The organism is Rhodococcus sp. D-46, from assembly GCF_011290655.1.
In the GTDB taxonomy this organism is placed as follows: Bacteria; Actinomycetota; Actinomycetes; order Mycobacteriales; family Mycobacteriaceae; genus Rhodococcus_F; species Rhodococcus_F qingshengii.
On record NZ_JAANTF010000004.1, the window covers coordinates 500,315 to 513,160 of the forward strand.

Genomic DNA, 12,846 nt, shown 5'->3' on the forward strand with positions numbered 1-12,846 from the left:
CATGGCAGAGGCAACACAGACCTGGTCGGAGCGTCTCGCCGAACTGGGCATTGCACTTCCCGCCGTCGCGGCACCCGTCGCTGCTTACGTTCCCGCGGTTCGCAGCGGCAACCACGTGTACACGTCGGGTCAGCTCCCGTTCGTCGACGGAAAACTGGCGCTGACCGGCAAGCTCGGCGCGGGCGTGTCGGATGAGGACGCCAAGGCCGCGGCTCGCACCTGCGCGCTCAACGCTCTCGCTGCCATCGACGCCCTGGTCGGCATCGACAACGTCGTCCGTGTCGTCAAGGTTGTCGGCTTCGTGGCATCCGCCGAAGGATTCACCGGTCAGCCCGGCGTGATCAACGGCGCATCCGAGTTCCTCGGTGAGGTGCTCGGCGACGCCGGTATCCACGCCCGTTCGGCAGTCGGCGTGGCAGAACTTCCCCTCGGCTCTCCGGTCGAGGTGGAACTGATCGTCGAAGTTCGCTGATGTCGACTGTCCATCCCGCCTACGCGCAGCTTCGCCGCGTCACCGACATCGCTTCGGTCTTGCTCGAGAACAACCCGGGCATGATGACGCTGGACGGTACGAACACTTGGATTTTGCACGCTCCGGGCAGCGTCGAGTGTGTTGTCGTCGATCCAGGCGACAACGACGAGGAACACCTGCAACGTGTCGCTGGTATCGGTCCGGTAGCGCTGACCTTGATCACGCACCGGCACTACGACCACACCGGCGGGGTGGACTGTTTCCACGAATTGACTTCGGCTCCAGTGCGTTCCGTCGACCCAACTTTTCTTCGCGGGGGCGCTTCGGCGCTTGTCGACGGTGAAGTGATCGAGGTAGCGGGCCTGAAGTTGCGGATCCTCGCGACGCCGGGCCATACCGCGGATTCGGTGTCGATAGTCATCGAGAACGATGCGAGCGTGCTGACGGGCGACACCATTCTCGGCCGCGGCACGGCAGTTCTCGACGACTCCGACGGCGATCTGGGGGACTACCTCACCTCGCTGCGATCGCTGGCCGCACTCGGCGAAGGACTGACGGTTCTTCCCGGGCACGGTCCGGACCTGCCCGATCTGCAGGCGATTTCGCAGCAGTACCTTGCTCACCGCGAGGAGCGTCTGGATCAGGTGCGGGCCGCTCTGTCGACGTTGGGCGAGTCGGCCTCGGTGCGCGACGTAGTCGAACACGTCTACTCCGACGTGGACCCGAAGTTGTGGCCGGTCGCGGAGAAATCCGTCAACGTGCAGTTGGCGTATCTGCGACGCTGAGGCGCTCGGCGCCGACATGCAGAGCTGAGTTGTGTGGCCGAACTGCCGCCATCTATGCCGATCGAGGTATAGCTGGCGGCAGTTTTTGCATTTGTTTGATATGGGTCACGGGCCAATAGTTAGTCCATGACCTCACAATGCGACGGATGGATCCGCAATTACGTGGACGGCTCCTATGTCGAACCCGACGAGTCGTCGAGCTTCGATCAGGTCGACCCAGCAACGGGCCGTGTTCTCGCCCGGGTCCACGAGGCCGACAAGGCCCTGGTCGATCGGGCCGTGACCTCTGCCAGACGTGCTCTGGACAACGGTTGGGCCGATACGCCGGTTCGAGAGCGGACGGCTCTGCTGCGACGCGCTGCCGACCGGATCGAGGAGCGATTCGAAGAGTTCGTCGCCGCAGAGATGGCGGACACCGGCAAGCCGATCACGCAGGCACGCGAACTCGACGTCGCGCGCGCCCTGACGAACTTCCGCACCTTCGCCGACATCGTCGCCGCGGCGGGACAGGAATCGTTTGTCACGGATCTCGCGGGCGGCAAGCAGGCGCTGAACTACGCGATCCGCAAGCCGCTCGGCGTCGTCGCCGTGATCGTTCCGTGGAACCTGCCGCTGCTTCTCCTGACCTGGAAGGTTGCGCCCGCGCTCGCGTGCGGAAACTCCGTGGTGGTCAAACCTTCCGAGGAGACCCCGGCGACTGCGACGTTGCTGGCCGAGGTGCTCGAAGAGGTCGGCCTGCCTGCCGGCGTCTACAACGTCGTCCATGGATTCGGCGCGAACTCGGCCGGCGAGTTCCTCACCACGCACCCCGGTATCGACGGGGTCACCTTCACCGGATCTTCGGCAACGGGTTCGCATGTCATGAAAACCGTTGCCCCGCGGGTCCGTCCGGTCTCGTTCGAACTAGGCGGCAAGAACGCCGCGATCGTCTTCGACGACGTCGACATCGACGAAGCTCTGACGGGCCTGACCAAATCGGTGTTCACCAATACCGGCCAGGTCTGCCTGTGCACCGAGCGGGTGTACGTGCACCGCAGCATTTTCGACGACATCGCCGGTGGACTCGTCGAGCGGGCAGCAGGACTGCGTCTGGGCGACCCGACGCTCGATGCAACGACGACCGGACCGCTCATTTCGCAGGCACACCGGAAGAAGGTACTCGACTACTTCGAGATCGCCGAGCAGGAAGGCGCGAAAGTGCTGACCGGCGGCGGTATTCCGGACCTCGGACAGGAACTGTCGGGCGGATCCTGGATCGAACCCACCCTGTGGACAGGCTTGACCAACAAGGATCGCGTCGTGCGCGAGGAGATCTTCGGACCCGTCGCAGCACTCATTCCGTTCGAGACCGAAGCCGAGGCGATCGCCCTGGCAAACGACACCGAGTACGGCCTCGCTGCCTCCGTGTGGACCAACGACCTGCGCCGCGGGCACCGCGTCGCGCAGAAGATGAACGTCGGAATCTCCTGGGTCAACACGTGGTTCACCCGCGAACTGCGATCTCCCTTCGGCGGCATGGGCCTGTCCGGCATCGGACGTGAGGGCGGCGAGTCCTCGCTGCACTTCTACACCGAACCGACGAATGTATGTGTGCAACTGTGAACATCGAAACCGCAAAAGATTTCCAGAAATGAGCGAGGCGTGATGACAGCCCCCGAAGACACCGTATCCGCGCTCGCGCGTCGCCTCGACGACGCTGCGCAGACGCGCACCGACACGCCGAGCCTCGCCGACGAACACACCATCGACATCGACCAGGCCTACCGGATCCAGAACGAACTCCTCGAACGGCGCACCAGCCGTGGTGAATCGATTGTGGGCATCAAGCTCGGCTTCACGAGCAAAGCGAAGATGGCGCAGATGGGTGTCTCCGAAGTGATCGTCGGTCAGTTGACCGACGCGATGTGCGTGAGCAACGGCGGCGAAGTCGACCTGAGGACGTTCATTCATCCCAAGATCGAACCCGAAGTGGCATACCGCTTGTCGAAGGACGTCGATCTCGACGATCCGAACGTCGACATCGAAACCTGCGTCGACGCACTGGCTCCCGCAATGGAGATCATCGACTCGCGGTACCGCGACTTCCGCTTCACCTACACCGACGTCGTCGCTGACAACACCAGCGCTGCCGGGTACGTGATCGGGAGGTGGCTGCCGCTACAGAACGTCGAAGACCGTTCCGTACGTATGGAAGTCGGCGGCGAGACGGTAGTCGGTTCCACGTCGGCCATTCTCGGCGATCCGGTGCGAGCTCTGCATGCACTGCTCGACATCGCTCGTCGACGCCGAATCCCGTTGCGCGCCGGGCAGGTAATTCTGGCCGGTGCCGCCACAGCAGCTGTGCGACTCGACGAGGGCGTCGCACAGTGCACGATCGACGGACTCGGAACCGTCACGGTGAAAGGTGTGAAGCGATGAGTGGGGCGCAGGTCATCGAGAAGCTGGCGAAGCCGCGCGGAAAGTTCCCCCACGTCAAGGTGGTCGGCGATTTCGTCTATGTCTCCGGGACCAGTTCGCGTCGACCCGACAACACGTTTGTCGGCGTCGAGGTCGACGAGATGGGGACCACGGCGCTCGACATTCGGGCGCAGACGCGTGCCGTCATCGAGAACATCACGGCGATTCTCGCCGAAGTGGGCGGAGAACTGAGTGATCTGGTTCAGGTCACCTCCTACCTGGTGTCGATGAACGACTTCGGTGGATACAACGAGGTGTACGCCGAACTGTTCGACGAAAACGGTCCGACGAGAACGACTGTGGCTGTTCACCAGCTGCCCCACCCTCACCTGCTCATCGAAATTTCCGGCGTGGCGTACGTGCCCGCCTCCCGACGCACGGCGTCCGAAGATACGGAGAATGCATCATGACCACGATTCCTCCCGTCATCGACTTCAAGAAGTGGATCGACGACAACCGCCACCTCCTGCAGCCGCCAGTCAACAATCAGACGATGGCGCTCGGAGACGACTTCATCGTGCAGGTCGTCGGCGGCCCCAACCAGCGGACCGACTACCACCTCGATCCGTACGAGGAGTGGTTCTACCAGCTCGAAGGCGACATCCACGTCAATGTCATGACCGAAGACGGTCCTCAGCGCGTCGACATTCGCGAGGGTGAAACTTGGTTGCTGCCAGGAGACATTCCGCATTCGCCGCAGCGTCCCACCGCAGGCTCGATCGGCCTGGTCATCGAACGCGTCCGCAAGGAAGGCACGCTCGAGAAGTTCCAGTGGTACTGCCTCGAATGTGATCACAAGATTCACGAGGTCGAACTTCAGGTGCGCGACATCGTGGCCGACCTTCCGCCGGTGTTCGTCAAGTTCTACGAGAGCGAAGAAGCCCGCACGTGTGACAAGTGCGGCACGCTCCATCCCGGCAAGGGCTGAGCTATGAGCAACCTGATCGACATCCACACCCACTACGTGCCCAACGGGTGGCCGGATCTGACCGAAGACGCGGGGCCGCAAGCGCCGTGGCTGAAGGTCGAGTCGGAAACCGAAGCAATGATCATGATGGGCACCAAGGAGTTCCGTCGCATCCAGTCCGATGCCTGGGACGCCGAGGTGCGGCTTCGGGACATGGATGCCGACGGCGTGCAGACGCAGGTCGTCTCACCTACTCCGGCGTTCTTCAACTACGGCCGGAGCGGTGAGCAGGCAAGTCGCATTGCACGGATCTTCAACGACCTCGCACTCGAGATCGTGGAGCCGGCGAAGGATCGTTTGATTCCCTTCTGCCAGGTGCCTCTGCAAGACACCGACGCGGCGTGCCGTGAGTTGGAGCGGTGCATCGCGAACGGGCACCGCGGTGTCGAGATCGGCAATCATGTCGGCGATCTGGACCTCGACAGCGAGGGCGTGGTGACGTTCCTGCAGCACTGCGCGTCGCTGGACGTGCCGGTATTCGTGCACCCGTGGGACATGGCCAACTCTCCGCGCCTCGATCGCTGGATGGCGCAGTGGCTCACTGCGATGCCGGCCGAAACGCACCTGTCGATACTCGCACTGATTCTCGGTGGGGTGTTCGACAAGATCGACGATCGTCTCAAGATCGGATTTGCGCACGGTGGTGGATCTTTCGCGTTCTGGTTGGGACGGATGGAAAACGCCTGGCACGGCCGCAACGACATCATCGGTACGTCGCAGTTCCCGCCGTCGCACTACCTGGGAAGGTTCTACGTGGATTCCGTCGTCTTCGACGAGCGTGCGCTGCGACTGTTGGTGGACACGGTGGGGGTGGACCGTGTGATGGTGGGTAGTGATTACCCGTACCCCTTGGGGGAGCGTCCGGTCGGTGAGGTGGTTCGCAAGAGTGAGTTCTTGGACGATACTGCGCGCCAACTGATTTCGCGGGGGAATGCCGAACGCTTCCTGGGTCTCGTCTGAGGCCCGGCTATACCTTTTCCGGTATGGCGGACGGTGAATTCGGCATTTGTGAGTCATGTCTCGAGCGAGCACAATTCCAAACACAACGATCGACGACGCTCGTGATACCGACAATCCCGAAGACGGGGTCGGTGACTACAGATTTCATCGTCCGCCTGCCCCATCCAATCGATAGGTTCCGCGATGTCAGACAAGATATCCAACAGCACTACGAGCGACGGAAAGCCGTTGCCGGAGAAAGCGGCCCGTAGCCGCGTTGCCATGGCAACCCTGGCCGGCACAACTCTCGAATGGTACGACTTCTTCCTCTACGGCACAGCTGCCGCGTTGATCTTCAACAAACAATTCTTCCCGAGCCTGAGCCCCACGGCCGGCACGCTGGCTGCCTTCAGCACCTTCGCCGTCGGGTTCATTGCACGGCCGGTGGGTGGACTCGTGTTCGGGCACTTCGGTGACCGGATCGGGCGCAAGGCCACGCTCGTGGTCTCATTGGTGATGATGGGCGTCGGGTCCACACTCATCGGCATCATCCCGAACTACGACTCCATCGGTTTCTGGGCGCCCGTCCTCCTGGTGGCGATGCGCGTCGTTCAGGGCATCGGTCTGGGCGGTGAAGGCGCCGGAGCGACGCTCATGTCGATGGAGCACGCGCCGGCGGGGCAGAAGAATCTCTATGCAGGTTTCCCGCAGATGGGCACACCCGCCGGACTGGTTCTCGCCAACGGCATCTTCCTGACGACCAACGCCGTGATGTCGGACTCGGCATTCGCTTCGTGGGGTTGGCGAATCCCGTTCCTGCTCAGCTTCGTTCTGGTGGCGATCGGTCTGGTGATTCGCCTGCGCGTCACCGAGTCGCCGTCATTCGCCGGGATCATGGAGAAGGGCGAAATAGTCCGCTTCCCGCTGCGTGAGTCGCTCAAGGTCGGCTTCCCCCGTTTGTCTCTCACGCTTGCCGCGTGCTTGGCGAACTCCGCCGTGGCGTACGCCTTCATGGTGTTCACCCTGTCGTACGGAACTCAACATCTGGGCTACGACAAGCAATTCCTGGTGCTCAGCGTGACCGCGGCAGCAGTCCTGTGGTTCCTTTCCATCCCGTTCTGGACAAAGATCGCCGACAAGTACGGGCGTCGGCACATGTTCATCGGCGGATCTGCCGCAATCCTGTTGTGGTGCATCGTGTTCTTCCCGCTCCTCAACACCGAGAACAAAATGGTCGCCGTCATCGCGTTCCTGGGCATGGGCCTGATCGTTCCGGTCACACATTGTGTCCAGGGCAGCATCATCGCCGATACCTTCCCGGCCAAGGTCCGCTATTCCGGCTCGTCTCTGATCCTCCAGAGCGGTGCGATTCTCGGCGGTGGACTGGCACCGATGATCGCCACGGCTCTGCTCGACGCCACCGGATCTTCGGTCGGTGTGACCTGGTATCTCGCCGGGGTGTGCACGATCAGCCTGGTCGGCGCCATCGCACTGTTCAAGATTGTCCCCGATTCGTCGCGGGGCTTGGAGCACGAGGAGATTCGCGTCTCCGAAAACGCCTGAGTCCTGGTCGATCCGACATCGGCCCGTTCCCTCCAGAGGGAACGGGCCGATCGGCGTTTCACGGTCGCATGAGCTCAGTTGCAAAGGACTCCAGCGTCGCGATCAGGGCCTGCGCGGACGGACTCGACGTGCGAGTCGCCGACGAGGTGATGCCGACGCTGTGCCCGATCGGATCGAGTGTGATGGACAGGGTGGTCAAGCGCGCATCGTCGCGGGGGATGAGGCTCGGTAGTACCGCGATCATGTCGGTCTCGACCAGTAGCTGACGCACGGTGAGGAAAGAGGTTGCCTCGACCCGATTTTCGGGCAACGGCAAGCCGTTGCGGGCGAAGAACTCCTCGAGTTCGCGGCGGAGCACTGTCTCGACCCCGGGAAGGATCCAGGGGAAGCCGCGTAGTTCTTCGAGTTGGACGTCCTCGCGGTGAGCGAGCGGGTGATCTACGCGGGTGACGAGTTCGACGGATTCGGCGTAGAGGTTCCGTCTTGTCGCGGTGTCATCGGTAGGTGAGGTGAGCCGGCCGACGATCAGGTCGATTCGGCCCGCTTCCAGATCGGTGAGCAACTGCTCTGGCGTACCTTCGCGCACGACGACGGTGAGCAACGGGTGGTGAACCTTCAGGCGCGCGATAGCGCCGGGAAGCAGCACGTTGGATCCGGCGAGATGTGTTCCCACGATGACGGTTCCGCGATTGGCGTCGGCAAGTTCGACGACGTGTCGCCCGGCTTCGGTCAGCTGCGCGATCACGGCCCGTGCATGAGTTGTGAAGGCCTCGCCGAAAATGGTCGGGGTGATGCCGCGAGGGCCGCGGTCGAAGAGCGAGACGCCGAGAATGGACTCGATGTCGTGCAGACTCCGAGTCGCGACAGGTTGCGTGATGTGAAGTGCGGCAGCGGCGCCGACCACACTGCCCTGACGGCTCAATGCGTCGACGAGCAGGAGATGGCGGAGTTTGAGTCGCCCGTCGAGGAGCTTGGGCATGTCCATGGAGCAATCCTAGACGGGATTTCTCCGGGTGGGTAGGCGCCCGAAGTTGCTCAGGAGAAGGTGATTCCGATCGATTGGGACGAAGTGTACTTCTCCCAGGTTTCGCTGCTGTCCGGACTTCCCGTGTGCGCAAACGACGTCCAGTGCCGGCGTATCCGACGGCCTAGTGCGTCGATGCTCTGCCAGTCGCTGCTGCCCAGCATCGGTGAGCCCTGCCAGGACTGCTCGGTTCCCAACACGAAGGGTAGTTCTATGCAGTGAGTTGCTCCGAAGACGTCGTCCGTCGGTGCCCAGTCGAAGCGGTACGTGTACACCGACGCGCCGGCCGCTGTGAAGGTCTCGGCCAGCTCCATTGCCGGTTCGGCAAACATGTTCTGTGTCAGTGCCTTTTCGGCGACGTGTTCGGGATCGGGTACTCCCGCTACGTCGCGCACGAAAGCAGATCCCTCCTCTCGGGTGTATCCCACGATGACGTCAGGCGCTGTTTCGAAAGTTCGGATCACCGGTTCCAGTTCGGAGATCGGCGCGAAGGGCGGTTGCACGACATTGGGGGACCGCCGGCTGAACTCGACAGCCGTGCCGCGGAATGCGTCGAGAATGTGGGAGAGCGGTGCGGTCCGAGGATCTCCGTCGAGCAGTCGGGCAAACGTCTCCCCGTTCTCGATCGCGGCAGCCTGCGTGAAGTTGAGGTCCGGCCGTGGGGTGCTCTGCAGAATTGCTCGATGGAACAGGGTTCGAGAGTTGTTACTGCTCAACAGATTCACAATGGAATGGGCGCCGGCCGACTGCCCGAATACGGTGACCGAGTCTGGGTCGCCGCCGAATGCCTCGATGTTCTCGCGCACCCACTCGAGCGCCGCGATCTGATCGTGTACCCCGAGATTGCCTTCGCTGACGCCGTCGAGGAGGAGGTATCCGAGCACGCCGACGCGATAGTTGACCGACACCACGACGACGTCGCCCTCGGCTGACAAAGCGCCGCCGTCGTACCAGGGGAGTGAGCCGCCGCCACTGGAGTACCCGCCACCGTGAAGCCACACCATCACCGGGCGATGACCGGTCAGCGACGGGGTTGTGACGGTGACGGTGAAGCTGTCCTCGCTGTGCCCCGGTTCGGGGAGCGGTGGCCCCATGATGCGTTCGAGTCGTGAAGGTGGTTGGGGGAAGACCGTTCCAAGCGCTGTGGCGTCGAAGACGTCGGAGAACGGTTCCACCGGTCGCGGCTTCTCGAAGCGCGGTGCGCTGGCGTAGGGGATCGCACCGAAGTAGTAGGAACCGTCACGCTTTCGGCCGCGGACCTTCCCCGAAGGGGTGGATGCGATCACCGTCTCGAACGAGGGCATGGGTTCCTTTCTTCTTGTGCATGCTTTTTCGAGCATGCCAGGTGGATGCCGCGGCACAAATGCCTTTGTGGTCGTGCGGTATGCGTTACGGCGTGAGTGCCTGTACCAGTCGATCTTCGAGTCGCGTCGTCACTCGGCTGTATACGGAACCGTCGTCCAGTGCCCGGGACATCACGATCGCCCCTTGGATCCCGGCCACGGCTTCTTCGGCGAGTCCGATGGAATCTTCGGCACCGACGAGTGCCGCCTCGAGAGCCGCTGTCCATTCGTCGAAGTATGTTCGGACCCTGGCGCCGAAGCGGTTTCGCTCTTCACCGAGTGCAAATGCGCCGAACAGGCAAATGCGTTGCCCTGACCGAAAGTAGTCGCCCGCGGTAGCGAACATGCTCTGGATGCGCTGCCTCGGTGGAACCGATTCTGCTCGAAGAGGTTCGAAGACTTCGGCGCGAAACCATCCGTCGACCTCGTCGAGTACGGCCTCGGCCATCTCTTCCTTCCCGCGCGGAAAGAAGTTGTAGAGACTGCCTTTGCCTAAACCGGTGTGTTCGGTGATGACGGCCAGGCTTGCTCCGTCGAACCCGTAGGTTCGAAACACGTTTGCGAGAGCGGGAATCGTGTCCGAGCGTTCAGCTACCTGTCTGGCCATGGATTCATCCTTTCATCACAGACCCAACTCGCTCAGGCCCGGATGATCGTGCGGGCGTGGTCCGGTCGGATCCCAGAAGAACTTTCGCTCGGACTCCTCGATGGGAACGTCGTTGATGCTGGCATGACGGTGGTGCATGAGTCCGTCGGCGTCGAATTCCCAGTTCTCGTTGCCGTAGGAGCGGAACCACTGCCCGTCGTGATCGTGCCACTCGTACGCGAATCGCACTGCGATGCGGTCGTCGCTGTGTGCCCACAACTCTTTGATCAACCGGTAGTCCAGTTCGCGGGTCCACTTCTCGGTCAGAAGTTCGACGATCTCGGATCGGCCGGTGACGAACGTCGACCGATTACGCCACCAACTGTCCGGCGTGTAGGCCAGCGACACCTTGTGCGGATCGCGTGAGTTCCATCCGTCCTCGGCGAGGCGGACCTTCTGGACGGCAGTTTCGTGAGTGAAGGGCGGAATCGGTGCTCGGACGGTCATTGCGGGGCCTCTCGATCAGATGTGTACCTATCGGTACAGACTTTACCGATAGGTACAACAAGAGTCCAGTGAACGACTTCGGCCGCCCCCGCCGAAGCGGGAGCGGCCGAAAGAGTCGAACCGGAAGAAACTAGCGCGCGCGACGAGCGAGACGCTCGGAATCCGAGATCAGGACGCTCTTGCCTTCGAGGCGAAGCCATCCGCGGTGTGCGAAATCGGCGAGCGCCTTGTTGACGGTCTCGCGGGAAGCGCCGACGAGCTGGGCGATCTCTTCCTGCGTGAGGTCGTGAGTGACGCGCAGGGCGCCACCTTCCTGAGTGCCGAAGCGCTGCGCGAGCTGCAGGAGCGCCTTGGCGACACGGCCGGGAACGTCCGTGAAGATCAGGTCGGCCAGGGTGTTGTTGGTACGACGCAGACGGCGGGCGAGAACGCGCAGAAGCTGCTCGGCGATCTCGGGGCGCTGCTGGATCCATGCCTTGAGAGCGTCGCGGTCCATGCTCACGGCGCGAACCTCGGTGACGGTCGTAGCCGTCGAGGTGCGGGGGCCGGGGTCGAAGATGGACAGTTCGCCGAACATGTCGGACGGGCCCATGATCGTCAGCAGGTTCTCGCGACCGTCGGGTGAGCGTCGACCGATCTTCACCTTGCCGGACACGATGATGTACAGGCGGTCACCGGGTTCACCTTCGTTGAAGATGACATGTCCACGGGGGAAGTCGACGGGCTGCAGCTGCTTTGTCAGCGCCGCTACCGCTGAGGGCTCGACTCCTTGGAAGATGCCGGCTCTTGCCAGGACGTCGTCCACGTGCGCTCCTTGTTGGGATTTGTTCGTTTGTGGTGTCATTTTTGCGCTATCTATCTTTGTACCCGCGCTGCGCACAAACCGTCGTACACAGGCTCAGCCCTCATGAGTGAGACACTGTGTCCAATGCAATCTGTGTTCAATGCAACAGGTACGGCATCGAAGTCTACGTCCCGTTAGCTCGCGACGAGTGATTGATGCCACGTAAGAGCCGAAAATTCTTCCGGAATCTGCTGCGGTGACTACTTTGTATGGCCGTCAACTTGCCCGTTGTGTCCGGATTTCGCCCAGGCTGGCGCTCTCGGGAGCCTCCGACTGACGGCCCTTACGCTTCCGGTGGAAGCGGGCGAACGCATGGGGAAACCCATCGCTTGCCAGGCGGGCGACGTCGTCGTGACTTGCCTGGTCGAGGAAGTCTTCTACTTCATGCTCTTGGACCGAGAGCCGACGCAATCGCCCTTCGACTCGTTCCATCGCCAGGGCAAAGAGCATAAGCAGTAGCGGAAAGAGAATTACTGCGAGTCCTTGCATAGGGGGAAGTAAACACGTCGAAGGTCTCAGAATCGACACGACGGAGTCTCCACTCATGTCGTATCCGTACAGTTGTCTGAGTGCAGACCACCCCGACAGGCAGTTCAGAGCAGCGGAAGAAACCGCGTTCGGGGGGTGCGCGGAAGGAAGAATCACACCTCGGATTGGTACGCCGGGCGCGTCGGATGAATCGTGAGCTCGCTGTGGCTTTCCCACACGTGTACTGCGAACTCGACTTCACGACTCCGTTGGAACTGGCAGTGGCGACAATCCTGTCGGCGCAATGCACCGACGTCCGCGTCAACATGGTCACGCCGGCACTCTTCGCCCGTTATCCCGACGCAAAGGCATACGCGGAAGCCGATCGGACCGAACTCGAGGAGTACATCCGCTCCACCGGCTTCTACCGGAACAAGACGACGTCGCTGATCGGACTCGGTCAGGCGCTACTCGAACGCCACGACGGGCAGGTCCCGAACAAGCTCGAAGATCTGGTGAAACTCCCAGGCATCGGACGCAAGACCGCGAACGTCGTGCTGGGCAATGCCTTCGACATTCCGGGAATCACCGTCGACACCCACTTCGGTCGGCTCGTGCGTCGGTGGAAGTGGACCGAGGAAGAAGATGCCGTCAAGGTGGAACACGCCGTCGGGGCACTGATCGAACGTAAGGAATGGACTCTGCTCTCGCATCGCGTGATCTTTCACGGCCGACGGGTCTGCCACGCGCGCAAGCCCGCATGCGGTGTGTGTGTTCTGGCCAAGGACTGCCCGTCGTACGGTCTCGGCCCGACCGACAAAACCGAGGCCGCGGCCCTGGTGAAAGGCCCCGAGACCGATCATCTGCTCGCCCTGGCAGGGTTGTGATCAC

General features: G+C 62.3%; 15 protein-coding genes. 9 read left to right on the forward strand and 6 right to left on the reverse strand.

The genetic code is table 11. The annotated features are described in order from the left end of the window. Nucleotide 1 precedes the first annotated feature (1 nt). The 8 genes from G9U53_RS13055 (at nucleotide 2) to G9U53_RS13090 (ending at nucleotide 7,183) form a co-directional block, all read left to right on the forward strand. Nucleotides 2-472 carry a RidA family protein gene (locus tag G9U53_RS13055; protein WP_003943508.1) on the forward strand — a complete coding sequence of 157 codons (471 nt, stop codon included), beginning with the start codon at nucleotides 2-4 and terminating at the stop codon, nucleotides 470-472. Further along, on the forward strand, nucleotides 472-1,257 hold the full coding sequence (locus G9U53_RS13060; RefSeq protein WP_165638758.1) for an MBL fold metallo-hydrolase: 786 nt from the start codon (nucleotides 472-474) through the stop codon (nucleotides 1,255-1,257). The genes G9U53_RS13055 and G9U53_RS13060 overlap by 1 nt, the downstream gene beginning before the upstream one ends. A gap of 126 nt (nucleotides 1,258-1,383) precedes the next feature. Then, on the forward strand, nucleotides 1,384-2,859 hold the full coding sequence (locus tag G9U53_RS13065) for a 2-hydroxymuconic semialdehyde dehydrogenase (RefSeq protein WP_165638759.1): 1,476 nt from the start codon (nucleotides 1,384-1,386) through the stop codon (nucleotides 2,857-2,859). 42 nt (nucleotides 2,860-2,901) lie between these two features. Beyond that, nucleotides 2,902-3,675 (forward strand): fumarylacetoacetate hydrolase family protein, encoded by a 774-nt coding sequence (locus tag G9U53_RS13070; protein WP_003943526.1) that lies wholly within the window; start codon nucleotides 2,902-2,904, stop codon nucleotides 3,673-3,675. After that, nucleotides 3,672-4,124, forward strand: coding sequence for a RidA family protein (locus G9U53_RS13075; RefSeq protein WP_165638760.1), 453 nt, complete (start codon nucleotides 3,672-3,674; stop codon nucleotides 4,122-4,124). Before G9U53_RS13070 ends, G9U53_RS13075 begins: the two co-directional genes overlap by 4 nt. Next, nucleotides 4,121-4,642: a 3-hydroxyanthranilate 3,4-dioxygenase gene (locus tag G9U53_RS13080; RefSeq protein ID WP_003943511.1), complete on the forward strand. Its 522-nt coding sequence runs from the start codon at nucleotides 4,121-4,123 to the stop codon at nucleotides 4,640-4,642. Before G9U53_RS13075 ends, G9U53_RS13080 begins: the two co-directional genes overlap by 4 nt. Nucleotides 4,643-4,645: 3 nt before the next feature. After that, nucleotides 4,646-5,641, forward strand: coding sequence for an amidohydrolase family protein (locus G9U53_RS13085; protein ID WP_042922846.1), 996 nt, complete (start codon nucleotides 4,646-4,648; stop codon nucleotides 5,639-5,641). Nucleotides 5,642-5,824: 183 nt separating this feature from the next. Continuing rightward, entirely contained in the window at nucleotides 5,825-7,183 is a 1,359-nt protein-coding gene (locus tag G9U53_RS13090) for an MFS transporter (RefSeq protein WP_058227134.1), read from the forward strand. Between the two features lie 58 nt (nucleotides 7,184-7,241). On the opposite strand, the gene G9U53_RS13095 is transcribed toward G9U53_RS13090, so the two are convergent. The 6 genes from G9U53_RS13095 to G9U53_RS13120 all read right to left on the reverse strand — a co-directional run bounded on the left by G9U53_RS13095 (nucleotide 7,242) and on the right by G9U53_RS13120 (nucleotide 11,976). After that, on the reverse strand, nucleotides 7,242-8,168 hold the full coding sequence (locus G9U53_RS13095) for a LysR substrate-binding domain-containing protein (protein WP_003943516.1): 927 nt from the start codon (nucleotides 8,166-8,168) through the stop codon (nucleotides 7,242-7,244). 50 nt (nucleotides 8,169-8,218) lie between these two features. After that, nucleotides 8,219-9,511, reverse strand: a complete 1,293-nt coding sequence (locus G9U53_RS13100; RefSeq protein ID WP_063315189.1) for a carboxylesterase family protein — start codon at nucleotides 9,509-9,511, stop codon at nucleotides 8,219-8,221. A gap of 85 nt (nucleotides 9,512-9,596) precedes the next feature. Continuing rightward, complete coding sequence (locus tag G9U53_RS13105) at nucleotides 9,597-10,157, reverse strand: TetR/AcrR family transcriptional regulator (protein WP_042446684.1); 561 nt, start codon at nucleotides 10,155-10,157, stop codon at nucleotides 9,597-9,599. A gap of 15 nt (nucleotides 10,158-10,172) precedes the next feature. Continuing rightward, nucleotides 10,173-10,643 carry a nuclear transport factor 2 family protein gene (locus tag G9U53_RS13110; RefSeq protein ID WP_007732407.1) on the reverse strand — a complete coding sequence of 157 codons (471 nt, stop codon included), beginning with the start codon at nucleotides 10,641-10,643 and terminating at the stop codon, nucleotides 10,173-10,175. 130 nt (nucleotides 10,644-10,773) lie between these two features. Beyond that, nucleotides 10,774-11,448: a Crp/Fnr family transcriptional regulator gene (locus G9U53_RS13115; protein WP_003943506.1), complete on the reverse strand. Its 675-nt coding sequence runs from the start codon at nucleotides 11,446-11,448 to the stop codon at nucleotides 10,774-10,776. Between the two features lie 255 nt (nucleotides 11,449-11,703). Continuing rightward, nucleotides 11,704-11,976 (reverse strand): hypothetical protein, encoded by a 273-nt coding sequence (locus G9U53_RS13120; RefSeq protein ID WP_019746620.1) that lies wholly within the window; start codon nucleotides 11,974-11,976, stop codon nucleotides 11,704-11,706. Between the two features lie 80 nt (nucleotides 11,977-12,056). Between G9U53_RS13120 and nth the strand changes: the two genes are divergently transcribed. Continuing rightward, entirely contained in the window at nucleotides 12,057-12,842 is a 786-nt protein-coding gene (nth, locus tag G9U53_RS13125; RefSeq protein ID WP_003943471.1) for an endonuclease III, read from the forward strand. Nucleotides 12,843-12,846 lie beyond the last annotated feature (4 nt).

Bases quoted from the DNA above. Each gene is read 5' to 3' on its own strand.
- G9U53_RS13070 (WP_003943526.1), top strand. From the start codon at position 2,902: ATGACAGCCCCCGAAGACACCGTATCCGCGCTCGCGCGTCGCCTCGAC.
- G9U53_RS13095 (WP_003943516.1), bottom strand. From the start codon at position 8,168: ATGGACATGCCCAAGCTCCTCGACGGGCGACTCAAACTCCGCCATCTC.
- G9U53_RS13090 (WP_058227134.1), top strand. From the start codon at position 5,825: ATGTCAGACAAGATATCCAACAGCACTACGAGCGACGGAAAGCCGTTG.
- G9U53_RS13105 (WP_042446684.1), bottom strand. From the start codon at position 10,157: ATGGCCAGACAGGTAGCTGAACGCTCGGACACGATTCCCGCTCTCGCA.
- G9U53_RS13080 (WP_003943511.1), top strand. From the start codon at position 4,121: ATGACCACGATTCCTCCCGTCATCGACTTCAAGAAGTGGATCGACGAC.
- G9U53_RS13075 (WP_165638760.1), top strand. From the start codon at position 3,672: ATGAGTGGGGCGCAGGTCATCGAGAAGCTGGCGAAGCCGCGCGGAAAG.
- G9U53_RS13060 (WP_165638758.1), top strand. From the start codon at position 472: ATGTCGACTGTCCATCCCGCCTACGCGCAGCTTCGCCGCGTCACCGAC.
- G9U53_RS13065 (WP_165638759.1), top strand. From the start codon at position 1,384: ATGACCTCACAATGCGACGGATGGATCCGCAATTACGTGGACGGCTCC.
- G9U53_RS13085 (WP_042922846.1), top strand. From the start codon at position 4,646: ATGAGCAACCTGATCGACATCCACACCCACTACGTGCCCAACGGGTGG.
- G9U53_RS13110 (WP_007732407.1), bottom strand. From the start codon at position 10,643: ATGACCGTCCGAGCACCGATTCCGCCCTTCACTCACGAAACTGCCGTC.
- G9U53_RS13055 (WP_003943508.1), top strand. From the start codon at position 2: ATGGCAGAGGCAACACAGACCTGGTCGGAGCGTCTCGCCGAACTGGGC.
- G9U53_RS13100 (WP_063315189.1), bottom strand. From the start codon at position 9,511: ATGCCCTCGTTCGAGACGGTGATCGCATCCACCCCTTCGGGGAAGGTC.
- G9U53_RS13120 (WP_019746620.1), bottom strand. From the start codon at position 11,976: ATGCAAGGACTCGCAGTAATTCTCTTTCCGCTACTGCTTATGCTCTTT.